General features: G+C 47.1%; 16 protein-coding genes and 1 riboswitch. Of the genes, 8 read left to right on the plus strand and 8 right to left on the minus strand.

Going from position 1 to position 16397, the window contains the following annotated elements:
- Positions 1-83: 83 nt before the first annotated feature.
- Positions 84-1247: a ferrochelatase gene (gene hemH, locus QUB04_RS25940; protein WP_333288850.1), complete on the minus strand. Its 1164-nt coding sequence runs from the start codon at positions 1245-1247 to the stop codon at positions 84-86.
- Positions 1248-1468: 221 nt separating this feature from the next.
- Here hemH and QUB04_RS25945 point away from each other — a divergent pair, with 221 nt between their 5' ends.
- Positions 1469-1837, plus strand: a complete 369-nt coding sequence (locus QUB04_RS25945; RefSeq protein ID WP_333288853.1) for a methyltransferase domain-containing protein — start codon at positions 1469-1471, stop codon at positions 1835-1837.
- A gap of 219 nt (positions 1838-2056) precedes the next feature.
- On the opposite strand, the gene QUB04_RS25950 is transcribed toward QUB04_RS25945, so the two are convergent.
- Positions 2057-3178 carry a hypothetical protein gene (locus QUB04_RS25950; protein ID WP_333288855.1) on the minus strand — a complete coding sequence of 374 codons (1122 nt, stop codon included), beginning with the start codon at positions 3176-3178 and terminating at the stop codon, positions 2057-2059.
- A gap of 694 nt (positions 3179-3872) precedes the next feature.
- Between QUB04_RS25950 and QUB04_RS25955 the strand changes: the two genes are divergently transcribed.
- The 3 genes from QUB04_RS25955 (at position 3873) to QUB04_RS25965 (ending at position 5347) form a co-directional block, all read left to right on the plus strand.
- The gene (locus QUB04_RS25955; RefSeq protein WP_333106380.1) at positions 3873-4292 is read left to right on the plus strand and encodes a phosphomannose isomerase type II C-terminal cupin domain; all 420 of its coding nucleotides are present in this window, start codon (positions 3873-3875) and stop codon (positions 4290-4292) included.
- Between the two features lie 144 nt (positions 4293-4436).
- Positions 4437-4766 (plus strand): HesB/IscA family protein, encoded by a 330-nt coding sequence (locus QUB04_RS25960; RefSeq protein ID WP_006630924.1) that lies wholly within the window; start codon positions 4437-4439, stop codon positions 4764-4766.
- A gap of 8 nt (positions 4767-4774) precedes the next feature.
- Positions 4775-5347: a Uma2 family endonuclease gene (locus QUB04_RS25965; protein WP_333288921.1), complete on the plus strand. Its 573-nt coding sequence runs from the start codon at positions 4775-4777 to the stop codon at positions 5345-5347.
- 136 nt (positions 5348-5483) lie between these two features.
- On the opposite strand, the gene QUB04_RS25970 is transcribed toward QUB04_RS25965, so the two are convergent.
- The 4 genes from QUB04_RS25970 to truB all read right to left on the minus strand — a co-directional run bounded on the left by QUB04_RS25970 (position 5484) and on the right by truB (position 9325).
- The gene (locus tag QUB04_RS25970; protein WP_333288856.1) at positions 5484-6482 is read right to left on the minus strand and encodes a glycosyltransferase; all 999 of its coding nucleotides are present in this window, start codon (positions 6480-6482) and stop codon (positions 5484-5486) included.
- 105 nt (positions 6483-6587) lie between these two features.
- Positions 6588-7802 carry a response regulator gene (locus QUB04_RS25975; RefSeq protein ID WP_333288858.1) on the minus strand — a complete coding sequence of 405 codons (1215 nt, stop codon included), beginning with the start codon at positions 7800-7802 and terminating at the stop codon, positions 6588-6590.
- A gap of 216 nt (positions 7803-8018) precedes the next feature.
- Positions 8019-8249, minus strand: coding sequence for a membrane protein insertion efficiency factor YidD (gene yidD, locus QUB04_RS25980; protein WP_333146905.1), 231 nt, complete (start codon positions 8247-8249; stop codon positions 8019-8021).
- A 149-nt stretch (positions 8250-8398) separates the two neighbouring features.
- A complete protein-coding gene (truB, locus tag QUB04_RS25985; protein WP_333288860.1) occupies positions 8399-9325 on the minus strand; it encodes a tRNA pseudouridine(55) synthase TruB in 927 nt (308 codons plus the stop codon).
- On the opposite strand from truB, the gene QUB04_RS25990 reads away from it, so the two are divergent.
- The gene (locus QUB04_RS25990; protein WP_333288928.1) at positions 9282-9515 is read left to right on the plus strand and encodes a hypothetical protein; all 234 of its coding nucleotides are present in this window, start codon (positions 9282-9284) and stop codon (positions 9513-9515) included. The genes truB and QUB04_RS25990 overlap by 44 nt on opposite strands.
- Positions 9516-9699: 184 nt before the next feature.
- Here the strand turns inward: QUB04_RS25990 and QUB04_RS25995 are convergent, their stop codons facing one another.
- Together QUB04_RS25995 and atzF are read right to left on the minus strand one after the other, a co-directional pair.
- The gene (locus QUB04_RS25995) at positions 9700-10470 is read right to left on the minus strand and encodes a calcium-binding protein (protein ID WP_333288861.1); all 771 of its coding nucleotides are present in this window, start codon (positions 10468-10470) and stop codon (positions 9700-9702) included.
- A gap of 40 nt (positions 10471-10510) precedes the next feature.
- A complete protein-coding gene (gene atzF, locus QUB04_RS26000; RefSeq protein WP_333288862.1) occupies positions 10511-12325 on the minus strand; it encodes an allophanate hydrolase in 1815 nt (604 codons plus the stop codon).
- Between the two features lie 637 nt (positions 12326-12962).
- Positions 12963-13117: riboswitch (guanidine-I (ykkC/yxkD leader) on the plus strand.
- A 144-nt stretch (positions 13118-13261) separates the two neighbouring features.
- Here atzF and QUB04_RS26005 point away from each other — a divergent pair.
- The 3 genes from QUB04_RS26005 (at position 13262) to QUB04_RS26015 (ending at position 16221) form a co-directional block, all read left to right on the plus strand.
- Complete coding sequence (locus QUB04_RS26005) at positions 13262-14329, plus strand: ABC transporter substrate-binding protein (RefSeq protein WP_333288864.1); 1068 nt, start codon at positions 13262-13264, stop codon at positions 14327-14329.
- Between the two features lie 107 nt (positions 14330-14436).
- Positions 14437-15288: an ABC transporter permease gene (locus QUB04_RS26010; protein WP_333288866.1), complete on the plus strand. Its 852-nt coding sequence runs from the start codon at positions 14437-14439 to the stop codon at positions 15286-15288.
- A 156-nt stretch (positions 15289-15444) separates the two neighbouring features.
- Positions 15445-16221, plus strand: a complete 777-nt coding sequence (locus QUB04_RS26015; RefSeq protein WP_006630934.1) for an ABC transporter ATP-binding protein — start codon at positions 15445-15447, stop codon at positions 16219-16221.
- Positions 16222-16397: the final 176 nt, after the last annotated feature.

Consider the following 16397-nt stretch of genomic DNA (forward strand, 5'->3'; position numbering starts at 1 on the left):
TTCCACAATAAAATTCACTCTTTGTGGAACAGGCATCTTGCCTGTTCATAAAAAGCTTATTGAGAATGGTGCAACATTTGAGTTTAAAGCAATCCGATCGAGTGTAGCGGGCCCTGACCCGTAATTAACTCTAGCAATAGTGCCACAAAACCAATCATCGCCACACGACCGTTCCAGACTTCCGCCCCCGTGGTCAAGCCCCACTCCCACTGCTCTTGAGGGTACATTTTCACTTTTTTGGAAGGGCGTATCACATCAGAGAATTTAACGCTGGGAGATTCGATCGACTCGATGACTAAATCAGCCAAGGCTTCAATAAACACCGGATGAGTATTCAGGGCGGGCACTCGGTAGAAATTTTCAATCCCCGATTCTTCGGCTAATTCTCGATACTCCATGTCAATTTCTTGTAGAGTCTCGATGTGTTCGGAAACAAAACTAATCGGAACTACCAACAAATCTTGGACTCCATTTTCTGCCAATTCGGTAATGGCGTCTTCGGTGTAAGGCTTGAGCCATTCCACCGGGCCAACCCGACTTTGATAAGCTAGAGTGTGTTCGTTCGATCGATCTAAATGTTCCATAATCAGACGAGTGCAATCTTCAATCTCGCGCTGATAGGGGTCTCCAGCCTCTTCTACGTAGCTGAGGGGGACGCCGTGGGCGCTGAAAAAGATGTGAACTCGATCGGGATTCGGATTGTGGTCTAGTTGTTGGGCTATCAATTCCGACATTGCCTGAATGTAACCAGGCCGCTGATACCAAGAAGGAATCGCGGTATATTGTATATCCTTGAGGGCAGGATCTTTGCCCCACATTTCTTCTAACTGCCGGAAGCTAGAACCGCTGGTGCTGATGGAAAATTGAGGATACAGCGGCAATATTGTCAAATGTTCGATGCGATCGCGCTTAATTTTGGCTATCGCTTCTTCGGTAAAAGGATGCCAGTAGCGCATCCCCACGTATACTCGAGCATCTTGTCCCTTGGACTGCAATCGTTCTTGCAGGGCTAGGGCTTGTTCCTCGGTAATTCGCCGCAAAGGAGAGCCGCCACCGATTTGGCGGTAGTTTTCCTGGGATTTTTGAAAGCGCAGGGTCGAAATCAACCAGGCGAGCGGTTTTTGCATCCACGGAAACGGAATGCGAATGATTTCCGGGTCAGCAAACAAGTTGAACAGGAAAGGACGGACATCCTCGATTTGATCTGGCCCGCCCAAGTTTAATAGCAATACTCCCACACGACCCATAGCGGTTACAGCTCTCCCATCGTCTCAGTTCTGTTACTTATCTTTATGATATAACTTAATAATATCTTAAGTCGATAGCAAGGTATACATAATTTTGACTATAGCAACAATTTTTAGAGATTTAAGTTATCGGTTTCAGTGTCTCTAGGATTGCGATCGCGTGTCTAGCTGCTTTGAGCGTAGGCGGCCATCCTCGTTTCGGTCACAACTGCCCACGAAAAATGTACCATCAGCCAATTATTATTTTGAAGATTTTGCCGACTGTCAGTTTGACAGGAGTACACAGCAGCGTTGTGATGCACGAAATGCAACGGGCGCAATTGCGACAAATCTTTCAGGAAGTATACCGCGTGCTTAAGCCCGGTGGTCTATTCATTTTGGTAGATATTCATCGACCCACAAATTCGGTATTTAGGCCAGGGTTGGCTGTATTTTTGTGGTTGTTGGAGACTGAAACTGACTTGGGGAGTTTGTTGATAGAGGGGGGATGGCGATCGTACAATTCCGAAGTAACTCCACAACCCAAACTTTATGCTGGCTGCTGCATTCAAGTAATCCAAGTTCAAAAGTCATTAGTCAGCAGTCATTAGTCATTAGTCATTAGTCATTAGTCATTAGTCATTAGTCATTAGTCATTAGTCATTAGTCATTAGTCAGTAGTCATTAGTCAGTAGTCATGAAGGATTAGCGATGAGTAGACCTTCTTGATTTTAAAAGTAAGAAGTCAGCAGTTATTTGTCACTAATTGGCGCGTCCATTACTAATGACTAATGACTGCTGACTAATGACTAATGACTGCTGACTAATGACTAAACAAACTTTTTCGCTTCTGCCAAAGCTGCCTCAAACTTGAGCAATACATCCTTTTCGGTGTGAATAGCTTTCTCTTGTTCCAGCAGCGGGCGGCCAAAGCGAAAAATGCCGTCCTGTTCTACGTGGTCTACATAAGGTAGCGTTTCTGGATGCGGCAAAAATTTTCTGCCGATTGGGTACGGCGTGTGGAAAGAAAAACTAAAATCGGGAAACTTGTCGCTCTTGATTTCTAGGTAGTAAAGGGAGTAATAATCTTTGGTTTCGCAGTACACACATTCGCGGCACTTATTTACAAGTTTGCGGTTCTGATAGAAAAAATCCCACTTATCCCAAAAGTAGCCATCTTTCATCATTTCCTGGTGGTCGTCGCACAGTTCGAGATATAATTTGTCAGAATCCGCCGGACGGTAGAAGTAAAGCATGGCGTAGGGCATTTCAATCAGTAACTTGACTGCTTGATTTTTTCGCTGATACCATTCCTGCTGGTGAGTTTCGTAGACTTCCTTATATTTAATTGCTTTAAAGCTGTTGAGCTGATTTTCTTTGGCCCAGCGCGACGCCCAAACAGTCCAGTAAGCTAGCTGGAAGGTTGCTGAAATTTCCGCCGAACCTTGTTCTTTCCAGTCGGCAATGATTTTTTCCCAAGCTGAACTAAAAGCTACCCGTGATTGTTCGTTTTCTTCAGGCTTTTCTGTATTGATTGGGGTGGGTATTTGGTGATTATTTTTAATCAGCCCTTTGGGTTCTTTGCGCCAATTATTAATATCGGTTGGCGTTAGACTTAAGATGAATCTTCTGTCGTGAACGGGATATTCTAAATGGATTCCTGATTTGCGGAAAGAGCGGTATTCTAAAATAGGGAGTTTGTCTTGTTCAATCCACTGCTGGCGTTCTGCTGGCGAACACTTGAGTATTGTTTCTAATTCAACGGGATCGACGGCTAATTCACTTTTGAAAGTCTCCCAAAATCTTTCTTGTTCGGCTGGATTTTCTTCCAGCAGGGATACAATTCGGTTGACGAGATGATCTGTTTGGTCTTGGCAATTTTCGGGAAGTCCTAAGAAGTCGAGGAGTTTGGTCTTGAGTATTCGTCTGGCTGAGATTAGCTCGGCTAACATGAGAAGCTCCAGTAGAGTCATGACTTGCGCCCTTGAACTGGCAAGATTTGCACAAGTCTTATATATCTTAATAGATTCTCTTGGGTTGTCGGCAATTGAAATGTCTGCGCGAGGGAAGCTATCCCCAACGCGCCTGCGGGCCCGTTGCGGTAGGGTATCGCCCAACCTCCGCCCCCTCCCTAAGCTAAAATACTCAAAACCAGGGCAAAAGACCGATCGACCTTTTGGCCTGATTGGCTAAAACTCATATGTTGCACCATTCTCAATTACTTGTTTGGGAACAGGCTTTTCGGCCTGTTCCACAAAATATAAATTTTCTTGTGGAACAGGCCGAAAAGCCTGTTACTGACAAGGGTGGGAGATATCAGCTAAAATCGATAATTGCGATCGGCAGTTAGATGTCAAAGCCGCTGGTACTGTCAACTTTAATCAATATTCAAGAACCAGCCCCCTTTCTATGAAGATTTGATGTAGATTGGGGCGATCGAGCCAATACTGGGTGACAACAGCTATGTTGGTTTTGCTATGGTTGTTAAGGCAAGTCGATCTGGCTGAGCACAACTCTTGCAAAACTCTACAGTCGGCTAACCAGTCCCCGCAGGTGGGCTTCGGTTTTAACTATATATTAGTTAATCTCAAAAAACAACGTCGTTTACCAAAGGATTCAGCAAGGAATCCTCAAGGAGTGAAAATCATGGTTCAGATTCAAGAAATTTCTCAAGTATCTACCCTGCACGCACCTGCAGCACCCAACGGAGTAGCCGCTACAGAATTGCGGCCTTGGGGCTCATTTACGACTCTAGAAGAAGGCCCAGGATATAAAATTAAGCGGATCGAAGTTAAGTCTGGACACCGCCTCAGCCTGCAAATGCACCACCACCGAAGCGAACACTGGATTGTCGTTTCTGGTACTGCAAAAGTTACTTGTGGCGAAACTGAACAAGTTCTGTTTACAAATCAGTCTACCTACGTTCCTCAGTGCACTTCTCACCGCCTGGAAAATCCGGGAGTTATCCCCCTGGTTTTAATTGAGGTGCAGAATGGCGAATATCTCGGAGAAGATGATATTATCCGCTTTCAAGACGATTATGCTCGTAATGAAAAGGCCAAGTAACTCAAGTTGCTAAAGATATAGCGGTAAGGTGCGCTGCGGCGCACCCTACATTCTCCGGGTAAAGTACAGGCCTAGGCGCACTCTACATTTTCAAAACTCAACATTACTTCCAAATTACCAATTACCAATTACCAATTACTGATAATGATTCATCTGAGCAAAACAGCAGCAACAGAAGTAACGCGCCTCAAGTCGAAGCATCCGAACCCCAATGCTTTATTTCGTCTGGGCGTGGAATCGAGTGGCTGCTCCGGTTTGTCTTATACAATGGCATTTGACGATGCGCCAGCCCCAGAAGACGCTGTATGCGAGTCGGAGGGAATTGAAGTTGCGATCGACCCCCAGCACTTAAAATATCTCAATGAGCTCACCTTGGATTATTCAGAAGACTTGATGGGCGGAGGTTTCCGATTTCACAATCCCAATGCCGCCCAAAGCTGTAGCTGTGGCAACTCCTTTTCGGCTAAGGAATAATCAATATGATGACACTCAAAGACTTAGAAAAAGTCCAAAAAACCTTCAAAGAAGCCGGTCAAGACTATCAAGTTGAACTAGAAAGCGGGAAGATTATCATTGTGGGCCCGTCAGACATTGTATCTAGTGAAATTGGCATTCGCTTGAGTGCCTTTCTCTTCGTTTGGGTGAATCCCCGCCGTTTGGGTCGAGTTTTTGACTCCGCAGGCGGCTTTATTTTACCTGATGCTAACCTTACAGCACCTGATGTTTCTTTTGTCCGAGCCGCACGTCTCAGGCAAAGTCCCCGTTATTTTGGAGAATTAGTCCCCGACTTGGTAGTAGAAATTAAATCACAGAGCGATCGCATTAAACCGCTAGAAAAAAAGATTCATAATTTCCTAGAACTCGGAGCGCAAGTAGGAATTTTGATCGATCCAGATGAAGAAACTGTAACAGTTTATCGTCAGGAAGGTGAACCAATTGTGTTAGGAAATCAAGATATTTTGACTGTCCCCGAACTTTTCCCTGGTTGGGAATTGCCAATTGCTGAACTGTGGCCGCCAATTTTTACTGAAGCAGAAACTCAAACTGAAGCCTAATAAAGTTTATGCAGGTTTTACATAGCCAGAAATGCGAAAAGCCTCTCTTCTCTTCCTCTGTGTCCTCTGCGCTCTCTGCGGTTAAATAATTCCTATGCAACCGTAAACGATATCAGTGCAATGGAAAAGCTTTCAATCAAGCTGGCGTACCGAGAATAATCCACTGCATTAACTGCTGCCACTCAGGAGATTGAGCTAATAAATCTGCATCGAATTCATTTCCCGCATCCTGCGAAAACTCGGCGAAAGCTTCCGCCCAATTAATTACTGTTTCCACAGGCAAATAAGGCGTATAATTCCAAGAACGCTGCAAAAACTCTACCATCTCAACAGAATGACCGGTGCGGTACAAATACCAAGCAATCCAAACTAAGGTACTGTACTTGATTTGCTTTTCCAACAAACGTATTTTATCCGGCAACTCGGGGCGGGCAAAAAAATTGTCCATGACTGCGGCGAGGGATTTAGCCTGCGGTAAACCTTTGTACATGGCGCTTTGTTCGTGCTGGCGGTAGCAAACAGTTACTTGCTGCAACCACTCTGCTTCGCATCCCATTAAGGCTAAACGCAGCACTAAATCTGTATCTTCCGCCGGGGGAAATCGAGGATCAAATCCGCCGGCGCGCTCTAACCACTGACGGCGAAATACCATCGCGCTCGGTAATACTGGTTTCCACCGCAGCCACATTTCTAAGTCTAATTTAGGTACGTTTTGCCAGGGTTTGACATCTTTTAGCGGTTCACCTATACTATTAACTAGACGCCAGCCGCTGTGAACTATTCCGAGATTGGGTCGCGCGGCAAATACAGCCATTTGTGCTGATAATTTGTCGGGAAAAAAGTAGTCGTCAGCATCGAGAAAGGCGATAAATTCTCCTCGCGCTAGCTGGATGCCGTGATTTCTGGCAATCGAAACTCCTTGATTTTGTTGGTAAATGTAGCGAATTCGATCGCCATATTTCTCTAAAACTAATCTAGTGTCATCTTTGGAACCGTCGTCTACGACAATAATTTCCCAGTTAGTATAGGTTTGGTGCAGAACGCTATCGACGGCTTGGCCGACGTAAGCTGCACAGTTGTAAGCCGGAATTACTACGCTTACCTGCGGGGTGCGATCGATCGTAACATTGCTCATAATTAATTATCTTAAATTCTATTGCGTCTTTATTTTACAATGAGCGTAGGGTGCGTCAGGAACTGACGCACCCAGCAAGGGGTTATTGTGTTCATTAATTTGGGTTCAAGAATTGGCCAGGGTAAGTTGTCGTGAATGGAGTAAATCTTGGGGGCGAATTGCTGAAGGGTGGCGATCGCCTTTTACCTTCAAATACTTGTCAGCTATTTGTAAAACCTGTTCGGGATTGGGCGGCTTGCTCAAAAAATCGGAAGCACCTGTCAATTTCGCTCGCGTGCGGTCAATTATACTGTCTTGACCTGTCAAAAACACGATCGGAGTTTCCCGAAAAGCCGATGTTTTTCGCAAAAAATTGCACAAAGCAAAGCCACTTGTCTTCGGCATCACCACGTCCATAAAAATTAAAGCAGGCTTCTGTTTGGAGATGATGCCCACTCCCTGCATCGGGTCTTGAATTTTTAGGACTCGATACCCCGCCGGCAATAAAATTTGCTCTAAAAATTCGCATACTGTCGGACTGTCATCGATACAAGCAATCAAAGGGCGACCCGGCCCTGCGATCGCCGCGGCCAGGCGCCACTGTTCTATAGGCGACGGCAAGTCTGGGACTGTTCGGAAATTTACTAAACCCTGCTTGATGTAATTAACTAAAGCGCGAGTTGCTACTGTCACGCACTGCTTTTTCTTAAATGCAATATCCCAAAGAGTATTCTCGCCGTTGAATACGTTAGCTAATGCGATCAAAGAATTAGAACTAAATCGATTTTCCTGTAAATGGGCCGACGCTTTTAAAAGTGGTGCTTGTTCTGGATCTACCAGCCACAAACCCATTGCTTTCCACTTCTGCCAAATTTCTTCTGTACAACACAGAACTTTCTCTACTTCTGTTAAAGACAGCAGCAAAGAAGAGGTAATTGTAGAAAAATATTTCTGGGACGGACGCCACTCCCGGCGCAAACCCGATTGACCGATCAGAGCAAATAACACTTCCGAAAGGCTGGTGTGGACGATCGCCCTAGCTTGTTCCAGACTCATTTCGCTGGCTGCTATCCCTCGCTGAAGCAGTTGATATTCCCACAGTTCTCCAGCATCGAGGTCTCTGAGATCCACTTGAAAGTTTCGACAGTGTTGCCCGATCGCCCTATACCAGCGCCTCGCTCTGTGCGCTCCTCCTGTGGCATAAACCAAACTACCCTGAAAAAAGTAAAGTTGCCACTGTTGTTCCCCTTGCTCTAACACCAGTTTCCCCGTTGCTTGTTTCTGGCTGAGTACAGCCAGAGTATGGGACAACATTTTGTATCCGATTGCGGTAGCAGACATATCAACTCGCATCCCCTGTACTCTGTTTGTACCATTATAGAGCTGCTGAGTTTTGAAAGATAACAGTAATATTACTGAATTTGGGTTAAGAAACACCACTAATTGTGCGAATTTAACCCTCTTAGGGAGTGATTCCCCTCGGTAGTTTTAGCCATGAGGATGTAACGCCTATTTGCACTATTAACTAATAACTAAAATACTATTTTTGACTAATAACTAATCGCCCTCGCTATCTGTGGGAGGTACTGGATCGTAACCCCCTGGATGAAAAGGATGACATCGCAAAATCCGCTTAACTGCCAACGAGCTGCCGCGGGCGGGCCCAAATCTTTCTATTGCTTCGATCGCGTATTGCGAACAAGTTGGTTGAAACCTACAGGCGTTAGGCAGGTAAGGAGAAATCCCCATTTTGTAGCCTCGGATTAATCCGATCAGCAATATTTTCACAATTTTTACCTCAGCGATTGATTAGATTTATAGGCCAATCTCGTCCCATACCGCTGTAAGCTAGGTGAATCGAGAGCATTCCCAGCGGTTAGAGTTCCGCCAACTTTTCCCGTACCAATTATACCTTTTTTCATTTTTATTTTAGATACTTAAAGCACAATTTGAGGAGATAATATGGTACTTGTCTCTGAGTTCGCTACTTGACCGATACCTAAAAAATTACCGTCTCGATCGTAAACCTGCAAGGGATAGGGAGGTTGGGGTATTGGGTTGCTACTTTCCTCCTCCGATCCGATCGGCGTTTCGGGAATCGGGAGGCGCTGTCCTTGAAACCAGCGTTTGGTATATTCAGGGGAAAGGACGATCGCACCTAAATGTCGCAAAACCGCCGATGGCAAAATCGGGCAGAATTTATTCTCCTGCAATTGCAGTTCCAATTCTTCAAAACTGAGACTTTCCTCGATCGAGAAACCGCTACTTTCGGTGCGAGTCAAACAAGCCAAAGTACCGCCTGCATTCAACATAGCGCCCAAATCCCGTGCGATCGCCCGAATGTAAGTACCCGCCCCGCAGGCGATCGACAAATCCAATTCAGGAAAATCCCCCGGCCGCCAATCCAAGATTTCCAGCCGAAAAACCTCGACATTCCTAGCAGCAACTTCGACAGTTTCGCCTTTTCTAGCTAACTCATAAAGGCGTTTTCCTCCCACCTGTACCGCACTAAAACTCGGCGGAAATTGCTCGATTTTTCCTAGGAATTTTGGGAGTGCAGCTTGCACTTGTTCCAAACTCAACTCCGGCACCGGTCGAGAATGGAGAATTTCTCCTTCTAAATCGTCAGTAGCAGTAGTTAAGCCAAAGCGAATTGTGCCTCGGTAAGCTTTATTGTGTTGGAGATATTGCAGCAGTCTGGTTGCTTTGCCCAGGGCGATCGGCAAAACGCCCGTCACAGCAGGATCGAGGGTTCCTCCGTGTCCGACTCGCTTGAGTTTCAATAGCCGGCGCACTCGCCCCACGCAGTCGTGAGATGTCATGCCCGCAGGTTTGTTGAGATTGAGAAAACCGTCAGTAGTCATTAGGAAGAAGGAAGAGGGAAGAAGGAAGAAGGAAGAGGGAAGAAGGAAGAAGGAAGAGGGAAGAAGGAAGAGGGAAGTTCGGCAACGGATTCGCTCGACGGATGTAACGGATGTAACGGATGTCAGGAAGAAGGAAGAAGGAAGAGGGAAGAAGGAAGAATGCAACGGGCAATTTATGTTATTTAACTGATAGAAGGAAGAGGGAAGATGGAGATGAAAAGTTTTGAGATTGCTTACCTTCGCCTTGCGAAAGCTAACGTTACTCGCAGCGCGGAAGCGGTTTTGAGTTAAAAAGTTCAGCATTAAAAACTTAAAACTAAAAACTACCCGCAAGCGGAATTATCAATTCCCCATTCCCCATTCCCCATTACCCATTAAAGAATAAAGTCTGCCTGACTGATAGAAGCGCGGGCAACTCCGAATAAAGTAGCGAGAGTTTCCTTGGTGTTTGTAAGCTGAATAATTGTACTCGGCGAAGTTCCGGCCCCAGCGGAAATGGTGAGTTCGGCAAAAGTAAGGCCGGCAGCCAAGCGAATTTGATCCGTACCATCAGTAAAATCTGTAATCAGATCCCCGTCTGCCAAACGCCCGATCGCAAAAGTATCATTCCCGGCGCCGCCAGTTAAAGTATCTGCGCCGCGATCGCCCGATAAACAGTCATTGCCGATGCCACCAAACAGCGAGTCATCGCCGGCACCCCCAAAAAGCGAGTCATCGCCCGCGCCTCCCAACAAAGTATCGGTGTCTTGGTTGCCAAACAGCAAATCATTACCCTCGTCGCCCAGCATTGAGTCAGCACCTTTGCCGCCGTAGAAAGTATCGTCGCCGGCGCCGCCCAAAACGCTGTCACGCCCTGCACCGCCGAACAGCAAATCATTGCCAACGTCGCCCAGCAGTGAGTCATCGCCGTCGCCGCCGTAGAGGGAATCGTCTGCGCCTAAGCCCAAAATGCTGTCAGGGCCACCCAAACCAAATATCAAGTTAGCGCCCGCAGTACCTCTGAGGGAGTCGGGGCCGCTGGTGCCGCGAGTGCCGCCAGGTGCCCCTCCGGGACTGGTACCGCCAGGTGCCCCTCCGGGACTGGTACCGCCGCTGGGGGTTGGGGTTGTGACGGGAATTGGTCGAATTGGCACTGCTGGTGGCATGATTCTGAAGATGGGTAGAAATTTGCAATTCTAACTTAACTTAAAAGCGGAAGCTATAAGCTCGCCAACCGCCGAGATGAGAAATATCGATCGCATCCGCCACAGCATAAGGTTCGCACAAAAAGCCCTGCACCGTGGAGCCGTCCTCCAACACCAGCGTACCAATTCCCAAGGGCGGGGGGATTTTAGCGACAAATCCGCCGAAAGCCGCGATCGACAACTCCCAAACTTCCACCTCGATCGCGCTACCGCCCTCTATCTGACGCACCAATCCCGGCTTGCCCAGAGCAGTACCCGTCAAAGCGTACAGCTTGTAAATCTGGCTGGTACGGCAGGCGCGAACCAAAATGCCTCCGAGTTCGATTAGTTGATAATTCAGCGGCTCACCGCTCAAATGAGCGCCAACCACGGCTATTTTGACTCGTTCTTCTGAGGGAGGTTTGGCTGCGATGGCGGGTTCCGGGACGGTTGGCAGCGGCAGACCGGTTGCGCCCAAAGTTCCCCCCAAGCGATCGTGGAAAGCAGATCCCAGGCTGCAGAGCGATAAATCGTGCCACGCAGGAGCCATCAGTGTCAATCCTGCGGGCAATCCGCTGCTTTGAAAGCCGCTGGGAACTGCGATCGCGCACAAATCGAGCAAATTCGCAAAGTTCGTGTAGCGGCCGAGATTGGTGTTGAGCGCGATCGGCTCGGCTGCAACTTCTGCCACAGTATAAATCGTGCCTGTCGTGGGAACAGCCAAAACATCCATTGACTCCCACTGAATTTCTGCTTGCTGGCGGAGTTCGGCCAATCGGTACGACGCGCGGTAGGCTGAGACGGCATCGTAGCGTTTGCCACCGCTGATAATTTGGTAGACGATCGGATCGATATCCTCTGGGTGCGCGTCGAGGAAATCGCCGATCGCGGCCAACCTTTCTGCTACCCAAGGCCCGCCGTAGAGAAGTTCGGCAGCATCTGCAAAGGGTTTGAAGTCAATAGGTGCGATCGTGCAGCCCAAAGATTGCAAGCGCGCGATCGCCTCCAGGTAGCGCTGTTCGGCTTCTGCATTCCCAAAAAATTCGAGTTCGCCGTCTCCGGGAACTCCCACCCGTAACCTGGATAAATCCGGCAAAACCTTCGTTTCAGGGTGGCGAGAAAACGCATCCTCAGCGTCAAAACCGCTGGCTACTTGCAGCACGGAGGCTGCATCCGCACAGGTGAGAGCGAACACAGAAACGCAATCGAGCGATCGCACTGCTGGCAGTAAGCCGCGAGTGCCGATCGAGCCGCAACTTGGCTTCAGCCCGACAATGTTGGTAAAAGCAGCGGGAACCCGCCCCGATCCTGCGGTATCGGTACCCAGAGCAAAACTCACCAATCCGGCCGAGACTGCTGCTGCGGAACCGGAACTCGATCCGCCCGGAATGTAGCGCCGATCGAACGGATTGCGGCAAACTCCATAAGGCGTGCGCGTTCCCACTAATCCTGTGGCAAACTGATCCATGTTTGTTTTGCCGATGGCGATCGCACCTGCCGCGCACAGGCGCTCTACGACTGCGGACGATCGCGCTGGAGTGCTAGCAAACGGAGGACATCCCGCCGTAGTTGGAACGCCCGCCCAATCGAGATTATCTTTGATCGCAAAAGGTATTCCGTAGAGTGGCAATTGTTGCGGGTCTAGGTTTTCCAAGGCTTTGGCGCGTTCGAGGGTTTCCGCCTGCGGTGCTAAATAAATCCATACTGCCGGATCTGCATAGCGTTCGATCCGATCGTACACGCTGGCGATCGCATCTGCAGGCGCGATCGAGCCGGTGCGGTAGCGATCGAGCAGTGAATGAATGTCGAGACTCTGACTGTAGTTAACTTTTTCCATAATGCACTATCAATTTCATCTAATATCAATTCCGGTTAGATCGGAATGATTAAACCACAGAGGGCACAGAGGACACAGAGAAAGAGAAGAGAGAGATGCATAATTCCGATGTCAACGGATTTGATATAACTCGATTTTCGATTTTCGATTTTCGATTGAACAAATGACTTCACAGGCTGCGTTTGGCGAGCGTTCGATTTTCGATTTTCGATTTTCGATTGAACAAATGACTCCAAAGGCTGCGTTTGGCGAGCGTTATTACAAATACAAGGTTAGTTTACCGCATTGTCGATCGTACTCGCATCCAGTTAGCGGGCAATCGAAGTATTTCTCAATAAATCTTCAACCCTGGCCTTGCGGGTTTCGTCTTTTTGTGCGACTAAACTTCGCGATTTCCAAGCGCCCGGTTTAATCTTCCCAAAACTTTAATTTGACAAATCTGAGAAAAACGGTTTTTTGTAACATTTTACACATTTTCGCATCAAGTTTGCTGTTAGGGTTTGAAACAGAGCAATCTAGTAAGATTGCACGCTACAGTATGCTTACCTTTAAAAAAGCTAAGTGCATTGCTGTTACCAACAGTCTTGAATAACTCCTTGGGTTGCAAACAGGACTTATAAAGACAAAAAACGAAAAATTTAACCGCTTCTAGGGTTCCGATTTGAATCAGTTTCTAAGTCAGCTTAGACAGTTCAAGTGCTGGTCCGAGAGAAGCAGACTGGTTGTCCCAATATTTTATTAATTTGAGGAGAACACTAGCCAGTTACACGGCGGGATAAAAGCCCGGGAGAAACGCGATCGGTCATCAAGACTCGGTTCGTTAGCTCTCGGGCTTTATCCTTGTATATCAGGGGGGTTTGCAGAAGCTAAGGAAGCCAAAGAAGGTGCAAAAGCTCGATCGACATATTCACCTCTAACCAGCAACCAGAATGTGCTATGAATATCCGATATTGCTCCCCAAAAATAACGCGATCGCCCTTATCCTACTGCGCCATATTTTTCATCACCTTGTTTTTCGCTGTCGGCTGCGTCAACCCGGCAATTTATATCAAAACCACCACAGAAAGCGAAGCAGCTTCTTCAGTAAGTGCTAACGCAGTTCGCCTCGGATTCAGCGCGTGGCCCGGCTGGTTTCCTTGGCAAATTGCCAAAGAGCAAAAGATATTTGAAGCTAACAATGTTGCTGTAGACTTAAAATGGTTTGACGGCTACTTAGAATCGATCAGCACCCTCACAGCAGGACAGATAGATGCTAACAGCCAAACCCTCGGCGATACAGTAAACTCTATATCGGGCGGTGCTGACCAAGTAATTGTTTTAGTCAACGACAACTCGACGGGAAATGACAAAGTGATTGTCGCCGAAGGCATCAATTCCGTTGCCGATTTAAAAGGTAAAAAAGTTGCAGCCGAAGAAGGTACAGTCGATCACTTTCTATTACTGTTAGGGCTGAGAAGAGCAGGTTTATCAGTGCAGGACATTCAATTTATACCGCTGGAAACTGGCAAAGCTGCGGCGGCTTTCGTAGGAGGACAAGTCGATGCGGTGGCAGTATTTGCGCCGTTTACCACGCAGGCATTAAAACGCTCGAACAGCAAGGAACTTTTTAGTTCAAAAGATTTTCCGGGGGCGATTTCCGACCATTTGGTATTCACGCGAAAGTTTATCGGCGAACACCCCGATCGAGTGCAAGCCCTGGTCAATTCATGGTTTGCAACATTGGAATACATGAAAGCAAATAAAGAGAAATCTTACGAGATTCTAGCCAACCGCGCCGGAGTTAGCGTCGAGGAATACAAAGAATATGAAAATGGCACTAAGATATTTACGATCGAGGAAAACTTGAAAGCCTTTCAACCGGGAAATGACATGACATCATTGCAGTTTGCGGCGGCCGAAATGACTAAATTTCTCGTCGATGTAAATTTAGCAAAAACCCAACCAGATATCAGCACATTATTTGACGATCGTTTTATAAAAGCTTATGCCGAAGGTAAAAGCTAAAAGGCATAATTTAGGATGGTGCAGACACAAACAACCGTAAAAAAAATACTTTTTATAATCCCCAAAATCTACTCCAATTACTCGACAAACCGTCCCGCAATTAAATCATGCCACCAAATCCCGATCCGCGATCGATCCAATCCCACCTCAAGCAAAAAAGCCTAAATCCCACCGTTTTCTGGCGGATTGCGGAAGAGATACCACAACCCCTCAATATTGGGTTAACGGTAACATCGATCGCACTGCCGCTGCTGGTGTGGTGGCTAGTAACAACCTTCGCCAACGTAGACCCCAAATTTTTGCCTTCCCCCGGCAAAGTTTTAGAGGCATTTGGTCGGCTGTGGAACACTCGCGAACTTTTGAAAGACACGGTAGCTAGTTTGTGGCGGGTGGGAGTGGGCTTTCTGTTCGCTTTGGTTTTTTCCATACCAATTGGCGTGCTGATGGGCAGTTTTGCCAGTATTCGTGCCTTGCTGGAACCCATGTTCGGCTTGATGCGATATATGCCCGCACCAGCATTCATTCCCCTATTAATTCTCTACTTGGGAATCGGCGAAGAACCCAAAATAATGCTGATATTTATCGGCGTCTTTTTCTTCAATTCGCTGATGGTAATGGATACAGTCAAGTTTGTTCCAAAAGACTTGATCGAATCTACTTATATGTTGGGCGGTAATCGCTGGGAAATCCTAACTCAAGTTATTTTTCCCCACGTTTTGCCGGGAATTCTTGATGCTAGCCGCATCAACTTAGCTGCGGCTTGGCAATTGGTAATCGTCTCGGAATTGATTGCGGCAACCGAAGGCTTAGGCCGCCGGATCAGCGTCGCAGGTCGATTTCTCCGAACCGATGAAATTTTTGTGGGGCTGATTGTCATTGGGGCGATCGGACTGACTTTTGACTTGCTTTTTCAATATCTGCTGCGGGTTTCTTGTAAATGGTCAAGCCAGAAACAGTAAGCAGATGTTGAAGGAACAAGGAAGAAGGAAGAAGGAAGAAGGCAGTGGTGTAAAATAAAATTGAAACCCACGCTAGATATCGTTGTTAGTCCTAAAATTTACAGATTTTGGGAATGAAAAAATCAATTTTTTACTTACATTACAGAGGATAAACTCATGTTTCTGCAAATCAACAACCTGCACAAAAACTTTGAAACTAAAAACGGTAAATTAGTTGTCCTCAAGGACATCAATATGAGCATCAAGCAAGGCGAATTTATCTGCGCCGTCGGCGCATCCGGTTCGGGCAAATCTACTCTTTTGAGGCAGATTGCGGGATTGGACAAGCCGACAACAGGGGAAGTGAAAATTGATGGCAAGGAAGTTGTTTCGCCTGGGCCGGATCGAGGTATGGTATTTCAGCATTACACTCTTTATCCTTGGATGAACGTGCAGGAAAATGCTGAGTTTGGCCTTAAACTTCAAGGCGTTTCCAAGAAAAAGCGGCGCGAACAAGCGAGCTATTATTTGAGTGTGGTAGGATTGACGCAGTTTGCTTCGTCGCTGCCGAAGGAATTGTCGGGCGGGATGAAACAGCGGGTGGCGATCGCCCGCGCCCTCGCTTCTGAACCTAAAGTGTTATTAATGGATGAACCTTTCGGCGCATTGGATATCCACACTAAAGAATCGATGCACGAATTCATGCTCGATTTGTGGCGTCGCACTCAGATTACAATCTTTATGATTACCCACGATGTCGAAGAAGCGGTTTTTCTTTCCAATCGAATTTATGCTTTGGGCGCTCGTCCCGGTACAGTAAGAAAGGAAATGTCGATTAATTTGCCCGATCGCACTCCCAGCATTAAACGCCACGCCAAATTCCACGATTACCGCGACGAACTCATGGATTTGATGCGGAAACACGGACAGGAAGCAGTTGCAATGGCTGCTTAAATAGAAATAGGTTTCTAGTTGCACTTTTTGCGCCTGCGCCAACAGTACAACGGCCAACTTAACTAAGTGGAAACTTAACATCTTGCACCATTGTCAATTACCTATTTAGGAACGGGCAAGATGCCCGTTCCACAATAAAATTAAGTTTTGTGGAACGGGCATCTTGCCCGTTCTTG

Source organism: Microcoleus sp. D2_18a_B4 (assembly GCF_036702475.1).
Taxonomy (GTDB): Bacteria; Cyanobacteriota; Cyanobacteriia; order Cyanobacteriales; family Microcoleaceae; genus Microcoleus.

Bases quoted from the DNA above. Each gene is read 5' to 3' on its own strand.
- hemH (WP_333288850.1), bottom strand. From the start codon at position 1,247: ATGGGTCGTGTGGGAGTATTGCTATTAAACTTGGGCGGGCCAGATCAA.
- QUB04_RS25945 (WP_333288853.1), top strand. From the start codon at position 1,469: ATGTACCATCAGCCAATTATTATTTTGAAGATTTTGCCGACTGTCAGT.
- QUB04_RS25950 (WP_333288855.1), bottom strand. From the start codon at position 3,178: ATGTTAGCCGAGCTAATCTCAGCCAGACGAATACTCAAGACCAAACTC.
- QUB04_RS25955 (WP_333106380.1), top strand. From the start codon at position 3,873: ATGGTTCAGATTCAAGAAATTTCTCAAGTATCTACCCTGCACGCACCT.
- QUB04_RS25960 (WP_006630924.1), top strand. From the start codon at position 4,437: ATGATTCATCTGAGCAAAACAGCAGCAACAGAAGTAACGCGCCTCAAG.
- QUB04_RS25965 (WP_333288921.1), top strand. From the start codon at position 4,775: ATGACACTCAAAGACTTAGAAAAAGTCCAAAAAACCTTCAAAGAAGCC.
- QUB04_RS25970 (WP_333288856.1), bottom strand. From the start codon at position 6,482: ATGAGCAATGTTACGATCGATCGCACCCCGCAGGTAAGCGTAGTAATT.
- QUB04_RS25975 (WP_333288858.1), bottom strand. From the start codon at position 7,802: ATGTCTGCTACCGCAATCGGATACAAAATGTTGTCCCATACTCTGGCT.
- QUB04_RS25990 (WP_333288928.1), top strand. From the start codon at position 9,282: ATGCCCGCAGGTTTGTTGAGATTGAGAAAACCGTCAGTAGTCATTAGG.
- truB (WP_333288860.1), bottom strand. From the start codon at position 9,325: ATGACTACTGACGGTTTTCTCAATCTCAACAAACCTGCGGGCATGACA.
- QUB04_RS25995 (WP_333288861.1), bottom strand. From the start codon at position 10,470: ATGCCACCAGCAGTGCCAATTCGACCAATTCCCGTCACAACCCCAACC.
- atzF (WP_333288862.1), bottom strand. From the start codon at position 12,325: ATGGAAAAAGTTAACTACAGTCAGAGTCTCGACATTCATTCACTGCTC.
- QUB04_RS26005 (WP_333288864.1), top strand. From the start codon at position 13,262: ATGAATATCCGATATTGCTCCCCAAAAATAACGCGATCGCCCTTATCC.
- QUB04_RS26010 (WP_333288866.1), top strand. From the start codon at position 14,437: ATGCCACCAAATCCCGATCCGCGATCGATCCAATCCCACCTCAAGCAA.
- QUB04_RS26015 (WP_006630934.1), top strand. From the start codon at position 15,445: ATGTTTCTGCAAATCAACAACCTGCACAAAAACTTTGAAACTAAAAAC.